Source organism: Acidovorax sp. AC410, from assembly GCF_979253235.1.
In genome coordinates this window covers 5,453,824-5,476,183 of record NZ_CEEDCG010000001.1, presented here as the reverse complement: position 1 = coordinate 5,476,183, position 22,360 = coordinate 5,453,824, and the positions used below count along the sequence as shown (strand labels likewise).

22 protein-coding genes are annotated in these 22,360 nt (G+C 63.4%); 10 read left to right on the top strand and 12 right to left on the bottom strand.

Annotated elements, in window-relative coordinates:
• Positions 1-62 precede the first annotated feature (62 nt).
• From trhO to AC0IZS_RS25485, 3 genes are all read left to right on the top strand, one after another.
• Positions 63-1,043, top strand: a complete 981-nt coding sequence (trhO, locus tag AC0IZS_RS25495; RefSeq protein WP_471638227.1) for an oxygen-dependent tRNA uridine(34) hydroxylase TrhO — start codon at positions 63-65, stop codon at positions 1,041-1,043.
• On the top strand, positions 1,040-1,726 hold the full coding sequence (locus tag AC0IZS_RS25490) for a glutathione S-transferase (RefSeq protein WP_471638226.1): 687 nt from the start codon (positions 1,040-1,042) through the stop codon (positions 1,724-1,726). Before trhO ends, AC0IZS_RS25490 begins: the two co-directional genes overlap by 4 nt.
• Positions 1,727-2,888: 1,162 nt before the next feature.
• A complete protein-coding gene (locus AC0IZS_RS25485) occupies positions 2,889-3,947 on the top strand; it encodes an asparaginase (protein WP_471638225.1) in 1,059 nt (352 codons plus the stop codon).
• A 214-nt stretch (positions 3,948-4,161) separates the two neighbouring features.
• Here the strand turns inward: AC0IZS_RS25485 and AC0IZS_RS25480 are convergent, their stop codons facing one another.
• The gene (locus tag AC0IZS_RS25480) at positions 4,162-4,647 is read right to left on the bottom strand and encodes a restriction endonuclease subunit S (RefSeq protein WP_471638224.1); all 486 of its coding nucleotides are present in this window, start codon (positions 4,645-4,647) and stop codon (positions 4,162-4,164) included.
• Positions 4,644-6,494, bottom strand: coding sequence for an HsdM family class I SAM-dependent methyltransferase (locus AC0IZS_RS25475; protein WP_471638223.1), 1,851 nt, complete (start codon positions 6,492-6,494; stop codon positions 4,644-4,646). Before AC0IZS_RS25475 ends, AC0IZS_RS25480 begins: the two co-directional genes overlap by 4 nt.
• A 699-nt stretch (positions 6,495-7,193) precedes the next feature.
• Here AC0IZS_RS25475 and AC0IZS_RS25470 point away from each other — a divergent pair.
• The 6 genes from AC0IZS_RS25470 to AC0IZS_RS25445 all read left to right on the top strand — a co-directional run bounded on the left by AC0IZS_RS25470 (position 7,194) and on the right by AC0IZS_RS25445 (position 12,585).
• Positions 7,194-7,565, top strand: coding sequence for a phage integrase N-terminal SAM-like domain-containing protein (locus tag AC0IZS_RS25470; protein WP_471638222.1), 372 nt, complete (start codon positions 7,194-7,196; stop codon positions 7,563-7,565).
• Between the two features lie 7 nt (positions 7,566-7,572).
• Positions 7,573-8,451 (top strand): LysR substrate-binding domain-containing protein, encoded by an 879-nt coding sequence (locus tag AC0IZS_RS25465; RefSeq protein ID WP_471638221.1) that lies wholly within the window; start codon positions 7,573-7,575, stop codon positions 8,449-8,451.
• Positions 8,452-8,688: 237 nt separating this feature from the next.
• The gene (locus tag AC0IZS_RS25460; RefSeq protein ID WP_471638220.1) at positions 8,689-9,516 is read left to right on the top strand and encodes an NAD-dependent epimerase/dehydratase family protein; all 828 of its coding nucleotides are present in this window, start codon (positions 8,689-8,691) and stop codon (positions 9,514-9,516) included.
• Entirely contained in the window at positions 9,513-10,538 is a 1,026-nt protein-coding gene (locus AC0IZS_RS25455; RefSeq protein WP_471638219.1) for a Gfo/Idh/MocA family protein, read from the top strand. The genes AC0IZS_RS25460 and AC0IZS_RS25455 overlap by 4 nt, the downstream gene beginning before the upstream one ends.
• Entirely contained in the window at positions 10,535-11,557 is a 1,023-nt protein-coding gene (locus tag AC0IZS_RS25450) for a Gfo/Idh/MocA family protein (protein WP_471638218.1), read from the top strand. The genes AC0IZS_RS25455 and AC0IZS_RS25450 overlap by 4 nt, the downstream gene beginning before the upstream one ends.
• A gap of 56 nt (positions 11,558-11,613) precedes the next feature.
• Entirely contained in the window at positions 11,614-12,585 is a 972-nt protein-coding gene (locus tag AC0IZS_RS25445; RefSeq protein WP_471638217.1) for a Bug family tripartite tricarboxylate transporter substrate binding protein, read from the top strand.
• Between the two features lie 73 nt (positions 12,586-12,658).
• Here AC0IZS_RS25445 and AC0IZS_RS25440 read toward each other — a convergent pair whose 3' ends face one another.
• The 10 genes from AC0IZS_RS25440 to AC0IZS_RS25395 all read right to left on the bottom strand — a co-directional run bounded on the left by AC0IZS_RS25440 (position 12,659) and on the right by AC0IZS_RS25395 (position 21,589).
• Positions 12,659-13,195 carry a disulfide bond formation protein B gene (locus tag AC0IZS_RS25440; protein ID WP_471638216.1) on the bottom strand — a complete coding sequence of 179 codons (537 nt, stop codon included), beginning with the start codon at positions 13,193-13,195 and terminating at the stop codon, positions 12,659-12,661.
• Positions 13,196-13,367: 172 nt separating this feature from the next.
• Positions 13,368-14,492 carry a sulfate/molybdate ABC transporter ATP-binding protein gene (locus tag AC0IZS_RS25435; protein WP_057204261.1) on the bottom strand — a complete coding sequence of 375 codons (1,125 nt, stop codon included), beginning with the start codon at positions 14,490-14,492 and terminating at the stop codon, positions 13,368-13,370.
• 19 nt (positions 14,493-14,511) lie between these two features.
• Positions 14,512-15,426: a sulfate ABC transporter permease subunit CysW gene (cysW, locus tag AC0IZS_RS25430; protein WP_471638215.1), complete on the bottom strand. Its 915-nt coding sequence runs from the start codon at positions 15,424-15,426 to the stop codon at positions 14,512-14,514.
• Positions 15,423-16,313 (bottom strand): sulfate ABC transporter permease subunit CysT, encoded by an 891-nt coding sequence (cysT, locus tag AC0IZS_RS25425; protein ID WP_471638214.1) that lies wholly within the window; start codon positions 16,311-16,313, stop codon positions 15,423-15,425. Before cysT ends, cysW begins: the two co-directional genes overlap by 4 nt.
• A 3-nt stretch (positions 16,314-16,316) precedes the next feature.
• On the bottom strand, positions 16,317-17,321 hold the full coding sequence (locus tag AC0IZS_RS25420; protein ID WP_471638213.1) for a sulfate ABC transporter substrate-binding protein: 1,005 nt from the start codon (positions 17,319-17,321) through the stop codon (positions 16,317-16,319).
• 143 nt (positions 17,322-17,464) lie between these two features.
• On the bottom strand, positions 17,465-18,085 hold the full coding sequence (locus AC0IZS_RS25415) for an RBBP9/YdeN family alpha/beta hydrolase (protein ID WP_471638212.1): 621 nt from the start codon (positions 18,083-18,085) through the stop codon (positions 17,465-17,467).
• A gap of 29 nt (positions 18,086-18,114) precedes the next feature.
• Positions 18,115-18,756: a peroxiredoxin gene (locus AC0IZS_RS25410; RefSeq protein WP_471638211.1), complete on the bottom strand. Its 642-nt coding sequence runs from the start codon at positions 18,754-18,756 to the stop codon at positions 18,115-18,117.
• Positions 18,757-18,869: 113 nt separating this feature from the next.
• Positions 18,870-19,601 carry an AAA family ATPase gene (locus AC0IZS_RS25405; protein ID WP_471638210.1) on the bottom strand — a complete coding sequence of 244 codons (732 nt, stop codon included), beginning with the start codon at positions 19,599-19,601 and terminating at the stop codon, positions 18,870-18,872.
• 32 nt (positions 19,602-19,633) lie between these two features.
• Positions 19,634-20,503: an HDOD domain-containing protein gene (locus AC0IZS_RS25400; protein WP_471638209.1), complete on the bottom strand. Its 870-nt coding sequence runs from the start codon at positions 20,501-20,503 to the stop codon at positions 19,634-19,636.
• A gap of 138 nt (positions 20,504-20,641) precedes the next feature.
• A complete protein-coding gene (locus tag AC0IZS_RS25395; RefSeq protein ID WP_471638208.1) occupies positions 20,642-21,589 on the bottom strand; it encodes a LysR family transcriptional regulator in 948 nt (315 codons plus the stop codon).
• A 124-nt stretch (positions 21,590-21,713) separates the two neighbouring features.
• Here AC0IZS_RS25395 and AC0IZS_RS25390 point away from each other — a divergent pair, with 124 nt between their 5' ends.
• Positions 21,714-22,358 carry an FMN-dependent NADH-azoreductase gene (locus AC0IZS_RS25390; protein ID WP_471638207.1) on the top strand — a complete coding sequence of 215 codons (645 nt, stop codon included), beginning with the start codon at positions 21,714-21,716 and terminating at the stop codon, positions 22,356-22,358.
• Positions 22,359-22,360: the final 2 nt, after the last annotated feature.

Sequence of the window (22,360 nt, the reverse complement as noted above, 5' to 3'; positions counted from 1 at the left end):
CCCATCGTAACCAAAAGTGACCGCTATCATCAGCCCTTCTGTCCTGTTTTACACCCGCCTCCGTGCAGTCCGACACGCCCCGCATCCTCACCGCCGCCCTGTACCAGTTCGTCGACCTGCCCGACTTCGCGGATCTGCGCGACCCTTTGCAGGCGTTGTGCGACGCCCACAGCGTGCGCGGCATGCTGCTGCTGGCGCCCGAAGGCATCAACGGCACCATTGCCGGCCCGCCCGAAGGCGTGCACACGGTGCTGGCCTGGCTGCGCAGCGATACCCGCTTTGCCGCCCTGCAGCACAAGGAGGCCCTGGGCGAGCGCCAGCCCTTCTACCGCATGCGCGTGCGCCTCAAGCGCGAGATCGTGACCCTGGGCGTGCCCGGCCTGAACCCCGCGCGCAACGCCGGCACCTATGTGAAGCCCGAGGACTGGAACGCGCTGATCGCCGACCCCGCCGTGGTGGTGGTGGACACGCGCAACGACTACGAGGTGGGCATCGGCAGCTTCGAGCGCGCCATCAACCCGCACACCAGGAGCTTTGCGGAGTTTCCGGCCTGGGTGGCCCAGCAGTCCGCCCCCGGCGGCGTGCTCGAAGGCAAACCCCGCGTGGCCATGTTCTGCACCGGCGGCATCCGCTGCGAAAAATCGACCGCACTGCTCAAGTCGCAGGGCTTCGGCGAGGTGTACCACCTTGAAGGCGGCATCCTCAAGTACCTGGAGACCGTGCCCGAGGAAGACAGTCTGTGGCATGGCGACTGTTTCGTCTTCGACGAGCGCGTATCGGTGGGCCATGGCCTTGCGCCCGGCCACCACCAGCTGTGCCGATCTTGCCGCATGCCCCTGGGCGAGGCGGAACTGGCCTCACCCCACTATGTGGCCGGCGTGAGCTGCCCGTATTGCCACGGCACGCGCACGCCCGAGCAGGAGCAGGCCCTGGCCGAGCGCGAGCGCCAGATGCAGCTGGCCAAGGCGCGCGGCGAGGAGCACATCGGCGCCCGCCAGCCGGGTACGCCGCCCCGCAGCGGGGACGAAGGCGGGCCTGCATGAGCGCCCTGCCCGTCCTCTACTCCTTTCGCCGCTGCCCCTATGCCATGCGCGCCCGGCTGGCCCTGGCCGTAAGCGAGCAGGCCTGCGAACTGCGCGAAGTGGTGCTGCGCGCCAAGCCCCAGGGCCTGCTGCAGGCATCGCCCAAGGCCACGGTGCCCGTGCTGGTGCTGCCGGATGGGCAGGTACTGGAGCAGAGCCTGGACATCATGCGCTGGGCGCTCGCCAAAAACGACCCCGCCGGCTGGCTTACGCCAACCCATGGCACCGAGGCAGCCATGCTGGCGCTGATCGCCGAATGCGACGGCCCCTTCAAGCAGGCGCTGGACCGGTGCAAGTACCCGAGCCGGTATCCCGACGCCGATGCGGCCCAGGCGCGTGCGCAGGCCGTGGAGTGGCTGCAGGGGCTGGAGGTGCGGCTTGCTGGCCAGCCGTTTCTGTTTGGTGACCACGCTGCGCTGGTCGATATGGCGATTGCGCCCTTTGTGCGGCAGTTTGCGGGCATCGATGGCGACTGGTGGGCGGCGCAGCCCTGGCCCCGGCTGCAGGCCTGGCTGGCACAGTGGCAGGCAAGCCCCTTGTTCGAGAGCGTGATGCACAAGCTGCCGGCGTGGGCGCACGGGACGGAAGGGGTCGTGTTTCCGAGCCTCGAACAGACATTGGGGCAAAGTGGGCGCGTCAGCTGAAACGCGCTGGATGGCTGGCCACAGTGCCGCCTTGGCGGGGCTGGCGATGACCAGAGATGGAATAGACTTCTTTTCGAATAGAACGGTCTTCTCGCGAGTGCACACACCTGAAATTGATGACGACGGCAATGGCCGCCATTTTCGCGATCTTGTACCCTTTCTTCCTGCCCTGGCCTGACGCACACCTTGCTCGCGCCGGTGTGGACCTTTCTGCCTTCCTCAGCGGACCGGGGAAGCCTGCTCTCTGGGCGATATTGGCGCCACTGGTCTTTCGTGCAACCGTGCTGCTTGTCTTTGGCTATGCAGTCGCTGTCTGCCTACTGCGCTTGCTGAAGGTGTCGCAGTACCCAGATGCGCTCACCAAACGAAAGAACTGGATGGCTTGGGGGCTCGCGGGGCTGGCAATTTATCTTTTGCTACTCACGGTGATTTTTGCCATCTCGGCAGTGCCTTACGGTGGAGGGAGAGTCCCAGGTGGATTCCATTTGCTCTTGTTGGCCTCGTGGCTCGCAATGGCCTACGGGGTTGGCAGAGCTCTTTTTCAGGACCTGAGAGCCGCGAGTCGCGCGACCGCAAGCGCGCGGACGCGATAAAGAACGGCCATCCGTCACTCCATCAGCTGATTGCTCCCTCCTGAGAAACGAGAGGCGCATCAAAGCGCGCCATTGCGCAGTGCGCCAGCATCCGTGGCGCCACCCCGTCAAGTAAGCGAAGCACTCGGAAGCAGAGTACCGACAACTATATAGACGGCAGGTTGGCAATCGAGCCACCCTGGAACGTCCATGAATCGCCGCACAATCGCCCACGCCGCAGAAGATCATGGAGACTCCGTTGCTGGCGGAATGGCTTTGGGACGCGGTATCCAGCTCCAGAGTGTTCCGGAATTCCGCACAGGTTTGCCGCCCGGTTCCGGTTTCCCGGCCAATGCCATCGCCGTGGAGTTCCGACCGAGGCCGCGCGTTCCCGCGGAAATACCGGTCTTTTCCCCCGAAGCCGCCTGCGCAGCCCTCTGTGCCTGGCCGCGTACCGCAGAAATGCGGCTTGCTGGCACGGCGATTGCGATGAAGCCTTGCCCCGGCACAATCGCGGCAGCACCCCTGCTGCTCAGGTGCCCCGCCTCGGCACCCCTCTCGCTTTCCACAACAGACTGGAGACAACAACCATGAAACTGGGCCATTCCATCGCCACCCTCGCCGCCTTGTGCCTTGCCTGCGGCGCGGCATTTGCGCAGACCCCCGCCAAACCGGTGGTGCAGTTCATCGCCACCGGCGGCACCATCGCCATGAAGGTCGACCCGGTCACCAAGGGCGTGGTGCCCGCCATCTCTGGCGACGACCTGATGCAGACCGTGCCCGACGCCGGTAAGTACGCCACCATCGAGGTCAACAACTTCTCGGCCATGTCGGCCAACTACGTCGAGGCCAAATGGTGGTCGCGCCTGACCAAGGCCGTGGACGATGCGCTGGCCCGGCCCGAAGTCAGCGGCGTGGTGATCGCCCAGGGCACCGACACCATGGAAGAGACCGCCTACTGGCTGGACCTGACCGTGAAGTCCAGCAAGCCCGTGGTCATGATCGGCGCCCAGCGCAACGCATCCTCGCCCGACTTCGACGGCCCGCGCAACCTGCTCAACGCCATCCGCATCGCCACCACCCCCGAGGCCACGGGCAAGGGCGTGATGGTCGCCATGAACAACCAGATCAACGCCGCACGCAGCGTGACCAAGACGCACACCGGCAACGTGGAGACCTTCAAGTCCGGCGACTTCGGCTTCCTCGGCGAGGTGTGGGACGACAAGGTCGTGTTCTCACGCGCCCCGCTGCGCCGCCAGCACATCGACATCGGCACGGCCGAGATGCCCCGCGTGGAAATTTTGGCCATGTTCGGCGGCGCCGACGGCAGCCTCATGCGTTACGCCGTGGACCAGGGCGCCAAGGGCATCGTGGTGCAGGCCGTGGGCATGGGCAACATGAATGTCTCGATGTTCGAGGCGGTGAAATACGCGCTGTCCAAGGGTGTGCCGGTGGTCATCTCCACCCGGGTGCACAACGGCCGCACGTATCCGCTGTATGGCTTCCCCGGTGGCGGCAAGACGACGTTTGAAGCGGGTGCGGTGATGGCCGGTGACCTGAATCCGCAGAAGGCGCGGCTGTTGCTCATGCTGATGCTGCACCAGGGGAAGGCCAGCAAGGCGGAGTTGCAGGCGGCGTTTGAGCGATAACCCGCAGCTCTCACAAAATGAAAGGCGCTCCGAGGAGCGCCTTTCTGTTCAGGTGGCGCTATTCGTCTGCTTCAAGCCCGTGCCAGATATCCAGATTGATGAGCTCACTACCAGAAAGCGACCATTCAACATTGGAAGTAACGAGCCGCCGGGGTGCCCGGGGGCAGGGAGGGTACCCAAGGCGCAGCTATGGGCGGCGCGGCTGACTGAAGGGTTAGATGGCTTTGAGTTGCGCTTCCTTCTCTGCAAGTAGTGCACTCATCAAATTGTTATTGGCTTCTATTTCAGCCATGAGACCGATTGGGGCTTGGCTATGCAATGGTGTCATCATGAGATTTTCAAGGCGCCTACGGCTTGCCTTTCGTCCGAAAGAAAATCTCCAGCCGTGTAGGGCGTTAAACAGAGCGGCGTAGTACAGCAGTTCAGGCTGCTTTAATTCGCCCTTTGGTTTTAAAATTGTGCAGGAATCACCCCCATTACCCTTCGGCAAGAAAAGCCCATAGTGTACTGTCGCATAGCCGAGTCCAGAGATACAAATCGCTGGGCCTTCAAAGACCTTATCGTCTTCGAATGGCTCTACATAGCGGACAACTCCATTGTTTATTTCGGCATTTGTAATAAACGCTACATCGCCGACTGAATAATCATCAGTGCTTTTTGATTTAGCGACGGCCACATCAAATAATTCAACTATTTTCATGAGTGCAATCCTCGGCGGATCTCTTGAAATACGAGCTCCGATTGAGCTGTGCCAAGCGCAGTTTTCAATGATTCAATATCTAGAGAGGCATTATCAAGATAATGCTGTGGGATTATTTCAAGGTGTGGATCCGAGAGATCTATTGACTTTAGCTGAATGACTCCATCCACTTCCTCTGGGGCTCCGCCTTGGATAAAAGAACCGATCTCATCACGAAGATGAGATAGCTGGTTTTTGCCCCCATGAGGAAGCCGTCGCTTCTTGAGCTTTGTGAAGCCGTCGTCTGTAACGCGAACAAATAGGCATTTACCTCCCTCGACATGAGGCAATCCTTTTCGGATTACTATAATTACTGGCTCTACCGATGCCTGCGGATAGAAGAGATCGTTTGGGAAGCCAATGACAGCCATAAGAGTGTTTTCCTGTAGCAGTCTTCTTCTCCAGTCGAGTTCTCGACCACTCGCGTACATAACCGATACAGGGAGAACGGCCAAGAGCAACCCTTCGTCAATCATTTGGTTAAGTGCATGATCAACGAAGGTGAACTCTTGCTCGTCGTCGCGTTTGAGTGCGAACGGGGGATTCATCAGAACTTTTGTCACTGATTGCCGATTAGAGGATTCTGATTGATATTCGGCACTGATTTCACCATTGCGGATCTTTCGAGAGAGATTTATCGCTAAGCAATCGCCATTAATAATGTTGTTTTTTCCATCGCCGCGGAAAATCATATTAACAATAGCCAAGGCCGCAACATTTGCCTGTTGCTCAACCCCAAATATTCGATGTTTTTTGAACATCTCTACTTTTTCGGGCTCCTCGCGCCGGACACGATCATATGCGGCCACAAGAAACCCGCCAGTACCACAGGCAGGATCGTAAACCAGATCGGACGAGTTAATGTCTATAATCTCTGCTGAGAATTCCGTAATGTGCCGGGGCGTTAAGACAATTCCAATATCTTTGGCGCCATTTCCGTACTTGAGGAAAACTTCGTAAAATTTTCCAAGCAAGTCGTGACTACCGTCCATAGCCGCCTTAATATTTATTTTCCGCAGTAAAAAGAACACCCGGACGACAGCGGCCTTGTACTTGTTTCTTGCGGCTTCTTCTTGCGGTAGCCTGAGTTCGATATACTCTGCAAACTCGCGCTTAGCGTGATTAATCAAGACATCTTCTGCTCTATTGTTGATGTCTTTGATGAAGACTTCCGGAGATGCGTTGAAATTTGGAAGTGTGTCTGAGACCATTGAAAGTAGGACCGCCGACATCACGGTAGCACGCAGGTCTTTATTAATGGATGCCTTGTGAAGTTCTTCGTTTATCTCTTCTGCGATTGATAAGAGAAGAGCTTCATCAGTGACGAGTTCGTTGAGCTCTGACGTATTGTTTGCGACCAAATAGCGGGCTTGCTCTGGTGACAGAAAGCCTGTGATTTTTCGACCGTTGTACCTGACTTGCTGAATACGCCCATCATTGCATATGAATGAAGTGGTAACTAGATAGCCATCATCATCAGTCCCCGCGACGCCCGTAACAAGCCGGGTTTTTACTAGTAACGACCTATTGATATCTTTTGCATAGCCCACAGCTTCACTAAAAGCATCATCAATTTGACCGTGTGAGCCCTTTGCTTCGATAACCCAGAAACTGTCTTCGAGAATCTTTATGACATATTCAGGACGCTGCCGGGCGAGACCTGAGGCTATCTCTGGATGATCGAGACATTCCTGCTGAGTGTAGAGTTGCCCGCCGTTCGCGCGCGCAGGGTTTCGAGTGTTCCACCCCATCTTGGCGAGGTCATTTTTTATAAATACGTATGAAGAGAATTCTGATTTTCTTGCCATATAAATCTCGTTGATTGGTAGGGACGACTAAATTTTGACATGAAAGGACACTGAACCGCATGCTGAGCAAGCGTCCTCTCGATGGAAGGATTGGCCGTCGCGTCATGTGGGAAGCGTACGCCTTACCGATAAGCTACAAGAGCGTCTGCATGTTTTGATGTGTGTCGCTCTCTGTTAAACGTAGTCGGTATTGGCCCATTGCTTGTCACCACCGTCTTGATGTATCTTCATCGCGCCAGCTTGCAAGATGGTTGTTGATCAACGGCAAAACCGTGTTCTCGGGAGACAGCCGATTCTCTTAGGCAGCAGTGCTGCGCCCTAAGCCTGCGCCCTCCGGCACCAACAACCCATCGATTCGAGAGTGAGTTCCTCATTTCTCTGTATCTTTATACAGCATCAAATTTCCAACAAGGCAGCATGCACTAACCTGTTCTCTCTGAGGCTTCAGTGCTTGCTAGGCAGCGTATTATGATGCCGCTCTGCGGCTTGCCCCGAGCGCTCGCAAACACCATCGGCTTGGTCAAGGACCTTCCGCAACCGCGCGCCACCTGGGTACTTGAGGGAGCCTCTAAAAACCCCTGATATTTCAAAAATAGCGCACGTAAGTCATTGATTCATATGGGCGAAAATCTCGAGAATTGAGGTTTTTAGAGCTGCCCTTGACTAGGTGTGCAAGCGTCTGCGTCTGATGGGCTTGGCATGCGCACCGAAGAGGTTCGCGTCCACTGGGTAAACGCCTTCTTCCATGCCCACAGGCTTCGTCATCCGGCAGAGATCGGTGAACCTGAAGTGCAAGCCTTTCCGAGGCATCTGGTCCATGACCGCCTGGTGGCGCCATCGACGCACTGCAAGGCGCTCTCGGCACTGCGTTCGCGCCAGCCTTCGGTGCTGCGCGTCAATGACGTGGTAGCTCGCTCAACATGCTTTGAGCAGTGGATTCGCCACGGAGTTGTCGTCGGTGGATTTCCGCTTTTGGCTGTTAGTAGTGTTCGTAGCATCGGGCATTGTCGACTCCCTACAGAGGATCAAAACACCATGTCAGCAAGAATGCATCAATATCTCGACGCTTGACCTCCCCATGGACCTGCGCCGCCTCACCTATTTCGTAGCCGTAGCGGAAGAACGCCACCTGGGCCGCGCCGCCGAGCGCTTGCACCTATCCCAACCCCCGCTCACCCGCCAGATCAAGGCCCTGGAGGCCGAAGTTGGCGCGCAGCTCTTCGAGCGCACGCCCCGCGGCATGGTGCTGACCCACGCGGGCGAGACCCTCTTGCGAGATGCCAAAGCCATCTTCGGCATGGTGGACCAAGCGGCGGACCGGGCGCACCGGGCGGGGCGCGGCAAGCTCGGGCGGCTGGATGTGGGGGTGTATGGCTCTGCCATCTTCGGCATCGTGCCGAACATCCTGGCGCGGTTTTCGCGCGAGAACCCGGATGTGGAGATTGCGCTGTACCACGCACAGACACCGCAGCAGGTGACTGCCCTGCGGCAGGGCCGGGTGCTGATCGTGTTCGAGCGGCTGCTGCCGGCGGACAGCGACCTGCAGGTGGAGCGCGTGGCCAGCGAGCCGCTGTGGGTGGCCATGTCAGACAATCATCCGCTGGCGCGGCGCAAGAAGGTCCCTGTATCCCTGCTGCGCAACCACGCGCTGGCGGTGGGATCGTCCCCTTCGGCCACGGCCACACTGCTGCGGCTGTGCGCCGAGGAAGGCTTCGAGCCGCAGATTGCCACGCAGACCAGCGACGTGGTCATGGCGACGATGCTGACCGCCTTCAGCAACTGCCTGACGGTGGTGCCCTACTCCATGCTGAGCGTGCAGTTTCCTGGCGTGCGCTATGTGCCGCTGGTGGCAGCGCGCGGCGAGGCGACCATGGACCTGTACTGCTTTTACCGCAAGGACGAGGCATCGCCGTTGCTGCAGCGGATGCTGGAAACCGTGCGCTCCCACAGCGCCTGATACTGATTTGCCTTTGCCCGTCTAGCGTCGTTGGGCCGCCTTGCCGTGCTACAGCACTGTCAGCGGCTTCCCGCCTAGCCATACGGGCAAATTCAAACCCGTAGGGCTGATCTGCTGGGTTTCGCCTGCAATAACTCCTTACCGAAAAGGTATGGAGTTGAACGAAATTGGGAATGGACGTTTCTCGTGGACGGGTGAACACTGCGATGCAGGTCACACAAGAACACGGAGACAACATTGAGTTCACGTCCTTTCAAGCGCCTTCTTCTGACAGGCGCCGCAGGCGCGCTCGGCCGCGTGCTGCGGCCGGCCATGCGGGCCCATGCCTCGGTCCTTCGGGTATCGGACATCCAGCCGATGGAGGCCATGGAGGCATCAGGCAGCGACGAGATCATCGTCTGCGACCTGGCCGACAAGGCGGGCACCGACGCACTGGTCGCTGGCTGCGATGCCATTGTGCACCTGGGCGGCATCTCGGTGGAGCGGCCGTTCGAGGAAATCATCGAGTCGAACATCCGGGGCACCTTCCACCTCTACGAAGGCGCGCGCAGGCATGGCGTGAAGCGGGTGGTGTTTGCCAGCTCGAACCATGTGGTGGGCTTTCATCGCCAGGACGAGCATCTGGACACCGACTGCGAGCGCCGGCCTGACGGCTATTACGGCATATCCAAGGCATTCGGCGAAGACCTGTCGCGCTTTTACTTCGACCGCTACGGCATCGAGACCGTGTGCCTGCGCATCGGCAGCGCGTATGCGGCCCCCAAGGACCAGCGCATGCTGTCGACCTGGCTGAGCTTTGGCGACCTGGAGGCGCTGGTCGGCCGGTCGCTGCTGGCGCCGGAGGTGGGCCACCTGATCGCCTACGGCATGTCGGCCAACCCCTCGGTGTGGTGGAGCAATGCCAAGGCGGCGCGCCTGGGCTTTGCGCCGCGCGATACGTCCGCGGCGTTCGAGGGCACAAGCGCGCTCCCCGCTGCCCTGCCCGGCTCGCCGGAGGCGCGCTACCAAGGCGGGTCCTTCGTGGTCCGCGGCCCCTACGAAACTTTGCCCGAGGTGCCCCAATGACGATCCGCTTTGGCGTGGTGGGCATCGAGCACCGCCATATTTACCACCTCATCCAGGGCCTGCTGGACGCGAGCGCGATCTGCGCCGGGTATGCCACCTCGCACGCAGACCCGCTGGTGCTGCAGGGCGTGCGCTCGCGCTTTCCTGACCTGAGGGCCGTGGACTCGGCAGAGGCCCTGCTCGATGACGACTCGATCCAGCTGATCGTGACGGCCGATGTGCCGTCGCGGCGCGCGGAGCTGGCCGTCGATGCGATGCGGCGCGGCAAGGATGTGCTGACCGACAAGCCGGGCGTGACCAGCTTTGCGCAACTGGCGGCGGTGCAGGCGGCGGTGCGCGAGACCGGGCGCCTGTTTGCGATCTGCTTCTCTGAACGGCATATCGTGCCTTCGGTGGCGATGGCGCTAAAACTCGTGCAAGACGGCGCGCTGGGCCGGGTGTTCCACACCCTGAGCATGGGCCCGCACCGGTTGAACGCCCCGACGCGGCCGGCCTGGTTCTTTGACAAGGCGTACTACGGCGGCATTCTGGTGGACATTGCCTCGCACCAGATCGACCAGTTCCTGGTGCTCACCGGCTCGACCGATGCCACGGTGAGCCATGCCGTGTGCTCGCACATCGGGCAGGCCACGCCCGACAGCTTTCAGGACTTTGGCGAGATTGCGCTGGCGTCGCAGAGCAACGCGGCGCGCGGCTATATCCGCGTCGACTGGTTCACGCCAGACGGCCTGCCCACCTGGGGCGATGGCCGCCTGTTCATCGGCGGCACCGAAGGCTCCATCGAGATCCGCAAGTATGTGGACATCGAAGGCCGCGCCGGTGGCGAGCACCTGTTCCTGTGCGACCGCAAGGGCACGCGGCACATCGACTGCAGCCAGGAGCCCATCACCTTCTTCCGCGATCTGGTCGCCGATGTACAGGAGCGGACCGACCGCGCCGTTCCGCAGGAGCATGTGTTTGCCGTGAGCCGGCTGGCGCTGGAAGCGGATGCGCTGGCTACATCAGGGAGTGCCACGCCATGAGCAAGAAACTGGGCATTGCACTCATCGGCGTAGGCCCGGGCTCCGAGCCGCACCTGCAAAGCCTGGCCACGCTGGCAGACAGTGTGGACCTGCGCTGGGCCCTGGCCCGCAACAACCCGGACAAGGCCCAGGCCGCAGTACCGCCGTCCACCCGGGTGACGGCTGATCTGCAGGACATCCTGGGCGACCCGCTCGTCGAGGCGGTCATCGTGGCGACGCCGGCCTATACGCACCTGGAGATCGCTTCGGCCACGCTTGCCGCCGGCAAGCACACCCTGGTCGAAAAGCCGCTGGATGTGAGCCTGGCCCGGGCCGAGGAGCTGGTGGACAAGGCAGCGGCCCATGGCGTGAGGTGCGGTGTGCAGCTGGGCGTGGTGCTACAGCACCGCTTTCGGCCGGGCGCGCAGCGCCTCAAGCAACTGCTGGATGCGGGACCGCTGGGCGCCGTGCAGAGCGCCGTGCTGCAGGTGCCCTGGTGGCGCTCGCAGGAGGGCTACTACGCCAAGGCCGGGCGCGGCACGCTGGCGCGCGATGGCGGTGGCGTGCTGCTCACCCAGGCCGTCCATGCGATCGACCTGTTCCGCAGCCTGGTGGGCGTGCGCGCCGTGGTGGCCTCGCAGATTGCGACCACGGCCATCCATGCGATGGAGACAGAAGACTTTGCCAGCGCCCTGCTCACCCTGGGCAATGGCGCGCCGGGTGTGCTGGTGGCCACCACCGCGATGTACCCGGGCCGGGCCGAGGTGCTGGAGCTGGTCTGCCGCCATGCCACGGCAACGCTGGAGGGCGGGACCCTGCGCGTGCAGTACCACGATGGCCGCATCGAAACCGTCGATGGCGAGGCGAAATCGGGCAGCGGCGATTCGATCATGGATTTTTCGCCCGACGCGCACATCGCGCTGCACCGGGACTTCTTTGGCGCCGTGGCCCAGGGCCGGGCGCCGACGGTGACGGGTGCCGAGGCCCTGGCCACGCACCGGCTCATCGACCAGATCGTGCGGCAGGGACAAGCCGCCTGAACCCAGCAAAGCCAATCCGAGCCAAGTAAAGCAACTACCACAAGGAGACAAAAGCCATGAAGAAAGTGTTCCACCAGATCGCACTGGCCCTGACGGCACTGTGCGCAGCCACCCTGCCCGCGCACAGCGCCGACTTCCCGACCAAGCCCGTCAAGATCGTCGTGCCCTATGCGCCGGGCGGCACCACCGATGTGCTGGCCCGCTTCATCGGGCAGCGCCTGTCCGAGAACCTGGGCCAGTCGGTCGTGGTGGACAACAAGCCCGGTGCCGCCGAAGCCGTGGGCGCGGGCCTGGTGGCCAAGGCGCCGGCCGACGGCTACACCCTGCTGCTGTCGACCATGACCACCCAGGCCATCAACCCGACGCTGTTTCCCAAGCTGTCGTTCGATGCGACCAAGGAGCTGACCGCCATTGGCCGCGTGGCCGATGTGCCGGCGATGATCGTGGTGAACCCTGGCGTGCCCGCCAACACCCTGCCGGAGTTCCAGCGCTACCTCAAGGCCAACCCGGACAAGAGCTACGCCTCACCCGGCAACGGCACGCCCAACCACCTGGCGACGGAGCTGTTCAAGCGCGCGGCGGGCGTCGAAGCCCTGCACGTGCCCTACAAGGGCGGCGCACCGGCGGTGCAGGATGTCATGGCCGGGCAGGTGCAGTTCATGCTGATCCTGGCGCCCGAGGCCATGCCGCTGGTCAAGTCGGGCAAGCTGCGCACCCTGGCCATCACCACGCTGCAGCGCTCGCCCATGTTCCCCGACCTCCCGACCGCCTCGGAACAGGGCGTCAAGGACTTCGAGCTGGTGGTCTGGTACACGCTGCTGGCACCCGCAGGCACACCCAAGGAGGTCGTCGCCAAGCTCAATGCCTCGCTCAACGCCGTGCTCAAGGAAAAGCAGACGACGGACAAGCTGGCCGAGCTGAGCATCAAGCCCGCTGGTGGCACGCCCGAGGAGGCCATGTCCTTTGCCAGGAGCGAGGCAGCCCGCTGGAAGAAAGTGATCGAGGACGCGGGGATCAAGGCGGAGTAAACCAGACCCGCGCTCCCGCCAAGACAAAAAGGCGCTCCGAGGAGCGCCTTTTGCATGGGTACAGACAGAATACTCAGGCCATCGAGTAGCCCGAGCCGCCCCGGCGCCCGCCCTTGAGGTGGCGCGCCAGCAGTACCAGCATCACCAGGCCGAAGCCCACAAAGCAGATGAACGACCAGTTGGCAATCGAGCCGCCCAGGAAGGTCCAGTCAATCGCCGCGCAGTCGCCCGAGCCGCGGAAGATCATGGGGATGGCGCGGCTGATGGGGTAGTTTTCGATCATGCCGTAGAAGTCGCGGCCGCAGGTGGCGACCTCGGGCGGGTACCACTGCAGCCAGCTCTGGCGGGCGGCGACAAAGGCGCCGAAGCCGGCGATGAGGACGGCGATGCCGGCCAGCGACATCCACCAGCCGCGCGAGTCACGCGCAGCGGCCAGGCCCGTGAAGATGGCCACGCCGATCAGCGCGTAGCGCTGCACGATGCACATGGGGCAAGGCTCCAGCCCCACCACATGCTGCAGGTACATGCCGAAGGCCAGCATGGCCACGCAGGCCAGGCTGATCAGCGCGAGGATGCGGCGCGGCGCGTTATCGATCCACTTGAACACCATTCTTGTCATCCTTGATGCGAATTTGCATTCAACCGGCTAACGTCGTTGGGGAGCCTTGCCGTGCCATAGCACTGTCTGCGGCTCCCCGCCTAGTTATCCGATTGAACGCCAATCCGCTTGAGCCCCGGCATCCGGCTTGTGCCGGCCCGCGAGGGGCATGGGGCGACAAGCGTCAGATGTTGGCAGCGTGGTCCAGAAAAACCCGGGCGCGCCGCGGTGTCACCACCAGCGTTTCACCCTCCTTGAAACCCATCTCCCGGAACTGCTGCGCGGGGATCTGCGCCTCGATCAGCATCTCGGGATTCGAATTGTCCGCTGGTTTGTGATCGTCCGAAGGAATAAGTTCCAGCCGTGCGATGGGCCCGACCACGATGGCGCGGCTCAGTTGCGCCACGATGCCGCGGGGGCGGCCTGCGGCGTCGATGCCGGCGCCGGGGGCGTAGCGCTGCACATCGAGGTCGTGCGGGCGCACATAGGCAAAGGCCTTGGTGTCCTGCGCGTCGGCGTGCTCCGGAGCGTCGAGCTGCATGCCGTCCAGGTGTACCAGCCCCTCGTGCGCGCGGCCCTGGAACAGGTTCACGTCGCCCAAAAAGCCGTAGACAAACGGGCTGGCCGGGTTGTCCCACACCTGCTGGGGCGAGCCGCTTTGTTCGATGCGGCCCTGGTTGATCACCACCACGCGGTCGGCCACTTCGAGCGCCTCTTCCTGGTCATGGGTCACGAAGATGCTGGTCACGTGCAGTTCGTCGTGCAGGCGGCGCAGCCAGCGGCGCAGCTCCTTGCGCACCTTGGCATCGAGGGCGCCAAAGGGCTCGTCGAGCAGCAGCACCTTGGGCTCCACCGCCAGGGCGCGGGCCAGGGCGATGCGCTGGCGCTGGCCGCCCGACAGCTGCGAGGGGTGGCGCTCGGCCAGCCAGTCGAGCTGCACCAGCTTGAGCAGGTCGGTGACCTTCTTCTTGATCTGGGCCTCGCTCGGGCGTTCGCTGCGCGGCTTGACGCGCAGGCCGAAGGCCACGTTCTCGAACACCGTCATGTGGCGGAACAGCGCATAGTGCTGGAACACGAAGCCCACGTTGCGCTCGCGCACGTGCACGTCGGTGGTGTCCTCGCCCGAGAAGTGGATGGTGCCCACGTCGGCCGTTTCCAGCCCGGCGATGATGCGCAAGAGCGTGGTCTTGCCGCAGCCCGAGGGGCCGAGCAGCGCGATCAGCTCGCCCGAGGCGATGTCCAGGCTCACGTCGCGCAGGGCATGGAAGTCGCCGAACTGCTTGCTGACGTTGCGAATTTCGATACTCATGGTGTTCTTTCTTCTTCCTTCAGCGCGCAGAGGGGGCGGTGGCGGGCGCGGGGCGCTCGGGCGGCAGCTCGGCTGCGGCCTTCATTTGCTGCTCGTTGCGCCACTCGGCAATCGACTTGATGACCAGGGTGACCAGCGCCAGCAGCGCCAGCAGCGAGGCGGCTGCGAAGGCGGCGACCGACTGGTACTCGTTGTAGAGGATTTCCACGTGCAGCGGGATGGTGTTGGTCTGCCCGCGGATGTGGCCCGAGACCACCGATACCGCACCGAACTCGCCCATGGCGCGTGCGTTGCACAAAATCACCCCGTACAGCAGGCCCCACTTGATGTTGGGCAGCGTGACGTACCAGAAGGTCTGCCAGCCGGTGGCACCGAGCACGATGGCGGCCTGCTCCTCGTCGTTGCCCTGGGCCTGCATCAGCGGGATCAGCTCGCGCGCGATGAAGGGGAAGGTCACGAACACGGTGGCCAGCACGATGCCCGGCACGGCGAAGATGATCTTGATGTCATGCGCCTGCAGCCAGGGGCCGAACCAGCCCTGCGCGCCGAACATCAGCACGTAGACCAGGCCGGCCACCACGGGCGATACCGAGAACGGCAGGTCCACCAGCGTGGTGAGGAAGGCCTTGCCCTTGAACTCGTACTTGGCAATGCACCAGGCCGCCGCCACGCCGAACACCAGGTTCAGCGGCACGGCGATGAGCGCGGTGATCAGCGTGAGCTTGATGGCCGACCAGGCATCGGGTTCGCGCAGGCCGTCGAGGTAGGCCCCGAAGCCCTTGCGCAGCGCCTCGGCAAACACTGCAGCCAGCGGCAGCACCAGGAACAGCAGCATGAAGACCAGCGCCACCGTGATCAGGGTGTAGCGCACCCAGGGCGCTTCGGTCGTGCCGGCGCGGGCACGGCGCACCGTGCGGGAGTTCGCACCGCTCATGCTGGTGCCCCCGCGTGGCGGCGCTGCCAGGCCTGCAGCGCGTTGATGACCAGCAGCAGGATGAACGAGATCACCAGCATGACCACCGCCACGGCGGTGGCGCCGGCGTAGTCGTACTGCTCAAGCTTGCCGATGATGATGAGGGGCGTGATTTCAGAAACCATGGGCATGTTGCCGGCGATGAAGATGACCGAGCCGTACTCCCCCACCGCCCGCGCGAACGCCATGGCAAAGCCGGTGAGCAGCGCGGGGGTGATGGAGGGCAGGATGACCTTGGTGAAGGTCTGCCAGCGCGTGGCGCCCAGGCAGGTGGCGGCTTCTTCGAGCTCCTTTTCGGCGTCTTCGAGCACCGGCTGCACCGTGCGCACCACAAAGGGCAGGCCGATGAAGATCAGCGCGATCACGATGCCCGCGGGCTTGAAGGCCAGCTGGATGCCCAGCGGCTCCAGGTACTGCCCCACCCAGCCATTGCCGGCGAGCAGCGCGGTGAGCGAGATGCCGGCCACGGCCGTGGGCAGCGCAAACGGCAGGTCCACCAGCGCATCGACGATCTTCTTGCCAGGGAACTTGTAGCGCACCAGCACCCAGGCGATCAACAGGCCGAAGAACAGGTTGACGAGGGCCGCGATGAACGATGCGCCGAAGGTCAGCCGGTACGAGGCCAGCACGCGCGGTGCGCTGATGGCGGCCCAGAACTGCTCCCAGGTCAGGGTGAAGGTCTTGAAGATCAGTGCCGACAGCGGGATCAGCACGATGATGCTCAGATAGAACAGCGTGTAGCCCAGCGTCAGGCCAAAGCCGGGCAGCACCCGTTTGGACGCACGCCGGCCGGCCTGCGCAGGGGCCGTCATGGCACCCCGCGCGGCCACAGAGGTCGCAGCGGTCATGGCTTACTTGGCGCCGGGCGTGTAGAGCTTGTCGAACTGGCCGCCGTCGTTGAAGTGAACCTTCTGTGCATCGCTGAGCGAACCGAAGTACTTGGCCACGGTGAACTGCTTCAAAGGCTTGAAGGTGGCGGCGTACTTCTTGAGCACGGTTTCAGAACGCGGGCGGATGGCGTGCTTGGCCGCGATTTCCTGGGCTTCTTCGGAGTACAGGTAGTCCAGGTAGGCCTTGGCCAGCGTGGCCGTGCCCTTCTTGGCCACGGTGCGCTCGACCACGGCCACGGGGTTCTCGGCCACCACGCTGATCGACGGGTAGATGGCATCGACCTTGCCGGCGCCGAACTCGCGGTCGATGGAGACCACTTCGGATTCGAAGGTGATCAGCACATCGCCCTGGTTGCGCTGCAGGAAGGTGGCGGTGGCATCGCGCCCGCCCTTGGCCAGGATGGGCACGTTCTTGTACAGCTTGCCCACGAACTCGGCGGCCTGCTCTTCGGTGCCGCCCTTCTCGCGCACGGCGCCCCAGGCGGCCAGGTAGGCATAGCGGCCGTTGCCGCCGGTCTTGGGGTTGACCACGATGACCTGCACGCCGGGCTTGATCAGGTCGTCCCAGTCCTTGATGCCCTTGGGGTTGCCGTTGCGCACCAGGAACAGCATGGTCGAGGTGGTGGGCGATGCGTCGTTGGGGAATTTCTTCGCCCAGTCCTTGGCCACCACGCCGTTGTCGGCGAGGAACTGCACGTCGGTGGTCGTGTTCATGGTGACCACGTCGGCCGCCAAGCCATCGTTCACGGCGCGCGCCTGGGCGCTGGAGCCGGCGTGCGACTGGTCGATCTTCACGTCCTTGCCGGTGGTCTTCTTGTAGTGCGCAGCAAAGGCAGCGTTGTAGTCCTTGTAGAACTCACGGGCCACGTCGTACGACACGTTGAGCAGCGAGTCCTGGGCCAGCGCCATGCCGCTGGCAGTGAGTGCCAGAGTGGCCAGGAGAGTCTTGAGTTTCAAAGAAGTCATGTGGCGTAGCCTGTAAGGAAAAGCGGAAGATGCCCCATTGTCCACACAGCGCCTTAAAACTCAAAAGAATACATTCTTGTTAATTAATCGGATTTTGGAATATAGAAATGACAAGGGCTGCCCTTCAGCAGCCCTGCAGCCCCTCAGGCTGTGGCCTGCCAGGCCGTGGGTGCGGGGGCCGGGGCACCCACCCCGCCCTGCTCACCCGTCAGCGACTGCAACAGCGCCCAGCCCAAAGGCCATTCGCCATGGCCCGATTCCACGTTGATGTGGCCAGCCTGCTGCATGCGAACGAACTCGCTGCCCCAGGCGCGGGCGTAGGCTCCGGCCAGGCGAATGGGGCAGTACGGGTCGTTGCTGCTGGCCACCACCACGCTGCGGTAGGGCAGTTGCGCGTAGGGGACGGGTGCAAAGTCGTTGAGGATGGCGCGGCGCTCCGGGTCGGCCGGCGCCACCAGCAGCGCGCCGTGAATGCGCGCCGCTGCTTCGGGCCCCAGGTGCGTGGTGGCGATGCAGCCCAGGCTGTGCGCCACGATCACCACCGGGTGCGGGGCGGCCAGCACGGTCTTTTCGAGCGTGCCGACCCAGGCGTTGCGGGTCGGGGTGATCCAGTCGTCCTGCACCACGCGGCGCGCCTGCGGCAACCGTTCGGTCCACAGGCTTTGCCAGTGGCCGGGGCCGGAGTCGCGCCAGCCGGGGACGATGATGATGGAAGTGGGGTTCACGGGTGTACCGCCTGGCGCGGCCCTGGCAACGGCCTGCATCGGCAGGCATGCAGGGGCCGCAGCCGGGCTTACTTGTTGGGCTGGGGCGTGATGCGCAGGTAAGGGCGCACGGCCTTGAAGCCCTTGGGGAAGCGCTGGGCGATCTCGGCCGGGTCCTGCAGGCTGGGCACGATGATGACGTCGTCGCCGTCCTTCCAGTTGGCGGGCGTGGCCACCTTGTGGCTGTCGGTCAGCTGCAGCGAGTCGATCACGCGCAGGATCTCGTCGAAATTGCGGCCCGTGCTGGCGGGGTAGGTGAAGGTGGTGCGGATGACCTTCTTGGGGTCGATGATGAACACGCTGCGCACCGTGACCGTGGTCGATGCGTTGGGGTGGATCATGTCGTACAGGTCGGCCACCTTCTTGTCCGCATCGGCCAGGATGGGGAAGTTGACGGTGGTGTTCTGCGTCTCGTTGATGTCGCCCACCCAGCGGTTGTGCGAATCGACGGGGTCCACGCTTACCGCGATGGGCTTGACCTTGCGCTTGGCGAATTCGGTGGCCAAGGCGGCCGTCTTGCCCAGCTCGGTGGTGCAGACGGGCGTGAAATCGGCGGGGTGCGAGAACAGCACCACCCACGAGTCACCCGCCCACTCATGGAAATGGAGGGGGCCGGCGGTGGATTCCTGGGTGAAGTCGGGGGCGGTATCGCCGAGTCGCAAAGTGGCCATGGAGATGCTCCTTCAATGTCTGATGAAGCCATTCTGCGAGCCGGTCTTTAAAACCCAAACGAATATATTGTTCTGACTTAATCGCAAAAACGTCTATCAAAGCGCGAGAAAGTTCAGTCTTGGTCCAGCAAGCGGCTCAGCCGTGCCCGGTAGTTGTTGAGAAAGTCGTGAGTCACCGCATAGTGTTCGGTGTCCTCGAACGCCACCTCCATGAGCCCCGTACCGTCGAACTGGATGATCTTGGCGTGGGGGTAGGACAGAAGGATTGGGGAATGCGTGGCAATGATGAACTGCGACTTGTCCTCTACCAGTTGGTGGATGGCCGAGAGCGCGGCCAGTTGGCGGTTGGGCGACAGCGCGGCTTCGGGCTCGTCCAGCAGGTACAGGCCTTTGCCGCGGAACTTGTGGGCGAGCAGGGACATGAAGGCCTCGCCGTGCGAGATGCCATGCAGCGAATGGGTGCCGTAGGCGTCGGGAACACCGTTGTCGTCCACAAAGGTGGCGACATTGAAAAAGCTCTCGGCCCGCAGAAAGTACCCATCCTTGGGTTGGCGGAAGCTCCGCGCCAGCCTGAGTGACTCATGCAGCGGAGATACGGACTTCGTGGTGCCCACCATGAAATCGCGGGTGCCGCCTTGCGGGCTGTAGCCCAGGGCCACGGCAATGGCTTCCAGCAGCGTGGACTTGCCCGAGCCGTTTTCGCCGACCAGGAAGGTCACGTCGGCATGGAATTCCAGCTGCCCCATCTCGCGGATGGCGGGGATGTTGTACGGGTAGCTGTCGAAGTCCACCTCTGCATCGGGGCGGATGCAGACGCTCTGGAGATAGGGTTTGGCGGCAAGCATGGTGCCGCCATGCTAACGGGCCGGCGTGCGGATCAGAAGCGCACGGCCTCGAACGCCGGATGCAATTCGTCCACCCAGTGGTCCAGCTCTTCCTCCGACACCGCCAGGTGCTCCATGCAGGCCTGGCCATGCTGCAGCCAGTCGCGCGTGGGCTGCAGGTTGTCGTGGTGGTTCACCAGGTACTCGGCCAGCAGGCCCAGGGCCACCAGGTGGCGCACCGTGGGGTTGAAGCGCTCGTCACCCAGGCTGGTGAAGTCGTGGTGCAGCCAGATGGCCTGGGCCACGTCACCCGTCAGGTGCCAGGTGCGCGCCACGATGGCACCCATCACCGCATGGTCGGTGTGGTGGTTGGCGTTTTCGGTCTGGGTGAAGGTGCGGTCCTTGCGGGCCAGGGCCTCGGTCACGGTGGAGCCGTAGCCGCGCACGGCCTTGACCAGCACCGGCATGCCCACGTGGCAGAACAGGCCGAAGCTGTAGCCCAGGCCGGGGTCGAAGCTGTAGAGCTGGCGCCCGATGTGCTCGCAGGCAATGGCGCGGCGCTGCGAGCTTTCCCAGAAATGCTCGAGCAGCGGCGAGCGCACCATGAGTGCGTTGCGCGTGATGAAGGCCGAGAGCAGCTCCACCGCCGGGTTGAGTCCGAGCACCGTGAGCGCCATGCCCACCGTCTGCACCGGGTGGGCCAGTCCGTACAGGGGGCTGTTGGCCTGGCGGATCAGGGCGGCGGCCATGGCCACGTCGGACGAGGCCAGTTGCTCCAGCGCGCCCGAATCGAGCTCGGGTGCGGCCACGATCTGCTGCAGGCGCACCAGCGACTCGGGGCACGGCGGGATCACGATGGCCCGCACGGAGGGGTGGACGCGGGCCTTCTGGAGGTGGGTATCGATGGGGTGGGGGTTTTTCACGGCGCGCCCCGGCAGCCTGCGCAGGGGTGGCGCGCAGGCAACCGATCAGTTGCAACTGGTTGCATTGTGGCCCGAAAACGCGCACTCGGCAGAGACCCGCGCGCTTGGCGGACTTCGCCACATGGCGTATTGCGCGTGTTATATCCCGGCCCCGTCCAGCCCCGCCCCGCCATCGCGTGTGGCCAGGCTGTTGCGCCCCGGCATGGCCTCGCCCAGGTAGTCGAGGAAGCTGCGCACCGCCGGCGACAGGCCGCGGCGCGAGGGGAACACCGCATGCACGATGGCCGGCGGTGGCACCCACTCGGGCAGTACGCGCACCAGGCGGCGCTCGCGCATCTCCTCGTGGCACATGTAGTCGGGCATCCAGCCCATGCCGATGCCGGCCAGCACCGCGAACTTCAGGGTCAGCAGGTCGTCGGCCACATAGCGCGGCGTGTGGTGTACCACCTGGTGCGCGCCGCCGGGGCCCATCAGGTTCCAGGTGGCGCGGCCGTCGGGGGCCGACATGGCCACGCTGTCCATGCGCGAGAGGTCTTCCAGGGTGGTGGGCGTGCCCTGGCGTATCAGCAGCTCGGGGCTGGCCACGAGGATCTGGCTGGTCATGTCCAGCCGCTTGACGACCATGCTGCCGCTGTCCTCCAGCGAGGGGCGCACGCGCAGCGCGACGTCGATGCCCTCCTCCACCACGTTCACGGCGCGGTTGCTGACCACCATGTCCACCCGCACCTCGGGGTAGCGCGCCAGGAAGGGGGGCATCATCTCGGCCAGCACCGTCTGCGCCAGGGTCACCGGGCAGCTCACGCGCACGGTGCCGCGCGGCACGGTCTGTACCTGGGCCACGGTGTCGGCGGCCGCCTGGGCCGACTCGCGCATGGCCTGGCAGTGGCGCAGGTAGGCCTCGCCCACCTCGGTCAGCGAGAGCTTGCGCGTGGTGCGCTGCAGCAGGCGCACGCCCAGCTGCGCCTCCAGGTCCGACACGCGGCGCGACAGGCGCGATTTGGGAATGCCCAGGGCGCGGCCGGCGGCGGCAAAGCCACCGCGCTCGACCACCTCGGCAAAGTACAGCATGTCGTTGAGGTCTTGCATAAAGTACATCGTTCTACTGATAGGACAATCTATCGCAAGTTCAATACCTTATCAACAAATGAGTGCGTCTCCACAATTCACCCATGGCCACACGCTGTGGCTACCACCCACAGGAGATTCCCTCATGCAACTGCTTCACATCGACTCGGCCATCACCGGCGAACAATCCGTTTCGCGCGAACTCACCAAACGCATCGTCGCCGCCTGGAAGGCCGGCCACCCCAACACCACGGTGCAGTACCTGGACCTGGCCACACAGGGCCCGGCCCACCTGACGGCCGACGCCCTGGGTTTTCGCACCGGCCAGGAAGCCTCCACCGAAGCGCAGCGCAGCGAAAACGCCCTGTCCGAAGCCCTGGTGAGCCAGTTCCTGGCGGCTGACGTGATCGTGATCGGTGCCCCGCTGTACAACTTCACCATCCCCAGCCAACTCAAGGCCTGGATCGATCGCGTGGCCCAGATCGGCCGCACCTTCAAGTACACCGACAAGGGCCCCGTGGGCCTGGCCGGCGGCAAGACCGTGATCGTGGCATCGAGCCGCGGCGGCGTGTACTCCACCAGCGAAGGTGGCCAGGCCATGGAGCACCAGGAGAGCTACCTCAAGGTGGTGTTCGGCTTCTTCGGCATCACCGACGTGCGCTTCGTGCGCGCCGAAGGCGTGGGCATGGGCCCTGACGCCAAGGCCCTGGCCTTTGCCGGCGCCGACAAGGACATCCAGGCACACACCAGCGTGCCTGCCAACCAACCCCAGGTTGCACAGGCCGCCTGACC

What these genes read in the sequence shown, in the direction of transcription:
- AC0IZS_RS25490 (WP_471638226.1), top strand. Translation starts at nt 1,040, where the DNA reads ATGAGCGCCCTGCCCGTCCTCTACTCCTTTCGCCGCTGCCCCTATGCC.
- AC0IZS_RS25485 (WP_471638225.1), top strand. Translation starts at nt 2,889, where the DNA reads ATGAAACTGGGCCATTCCATCGCCACCCTCGCCGCCTTGTGCCTTGCC.
- AC0IZS_RS25480 (WP_471638224.1), bottom strand. Translation starts at nt 4,647, where the DNA reads ATGAAAATAGTTGAATTATTTGATGTGGCCGTCGCTAAATCAAAAAGC.
- AC0IZS_RS25475 (WP_471638223.1), bottom strand. Translation starts at nt 6,494, where the DNA reads ATGGCAAGAAAATCAGAATTCTCTTCATACGTATTTATAAAAAATGAC.
- AC0IZS_RS25470 (WP_471638222.1), top strand. Translation starts at nt 7,194, where the DNA reads ATGCGCACCGAAGAGGTTCGCGTCCACTGGGTAAACGCCTTCTTCCAT.
- AC0IZS_RS25465 (WP_471638221.1), top strand. Translation starts at nt 7,573, where the DNA reads ATGGACCTGCGCCGCCTCACCTATTTCGTAGCCGTAGCGGAAGAACGC.
- AC0IZS_RS25455 (WP_471638219.1), top strand. Translation starts at nt 9,513, where the DNA reads ATGACGATCCGCTTTGGCGTGGTGGGCATCGAGCACCGCCATATTTAC.
- AC0IZS_RS25450 (WP_471638218.1), top strand. Translation starts at nt 10,535, where the DNA reads ATGAGCAAGAAACTGGGCATTGCACTCATCGGCGTAGGCCCGGGCTCC.
- AC0IZS_RS25445 (WP_471638217.1), top strand. Translation starts at nt 11,614, where the DNA reads ATGAAGAAAGTGTTCCACCAGATCGCACTGGCCCTGACGGCACTGTGC.
- AC0IZS_RS25440 (WP_471638216.1), bottom strand. Translation starts at nt 13,195, where the DNA reads ATGGTGTTCAAGTGGATCGATAACGCGCCGCGCCGCATCCTCGCGCTG.
- AC0IZS_RS25435 (WP_057204261.1), bottom strand. Translation starts at nt 14,492, where the DNA reads ATGAGTATCGAAATTCGCAACGTCAGCAAGCAGTTCGGCGACTTCCAT.
- cysW (WP_471638215.1), bottom strand. Translation starts at nt 15,426, where the DNA reads ATGAGCGGTGCGAACTCCCGCACGGTGCGCCGTGCCCGCGCCGGCACG.
- cysT (WP_471638214.1), bottom strand. Translation starts at nt 16,313, where the DNA reads ATGACCGCTGCGACCTCTGTGGCCGCGCGGGGTGCCATGACGGCCCCT.
- AC0IZS_RS25420 (WP_471638213.1), bottom strand. Translation starts at nt 17,321, where the DNA reads ATGACTTCTTTGAAACTCAAGACTCTCCTGGCCACTCTGGCACTCACT.
- AC0IZS_RS25415 (WP_471638212.1), bottom strand. Translation starts at nt 18,085, where the DNA reads ATGCAGGCCGTTGCCAGGGCCGCGCCAGGCGGTACACCCGTGAACCCC.
- AC0IZS_RS25410 (WP_471638211.1), bottom strand. Translation starts at nt 18,756, where the DNA reads ATGGCCACTTTGCGACTCGGCGATACCGCCCCCGACTTCACCCAGGAA.
- AC0IZS_RS25405 (WP_471638210.1), bottom strand. Translation starts at nt 19,601, where the DNA reads ATGCTTGCCGCCAAACCCTATCTCCAGAGCGTCTGCATCCGCCCCGAT.
- AC0IZS_RS25395 (WP_471638208.1), bottom strand. Translation starts at nt 21,589, where the DNA reads ATGCAAGACCTCAACGACATGCTGTACTTTGCCGAGGTGGTCGAGCGC.
- AC0IZS_RS25390 (WP_471638207.1), top strand. Translation starts at nt 21,714, where the DNA reads ATGCAACTGCTTCACATCGACTCGGCCATCACCGGCGAACAATCCGTT.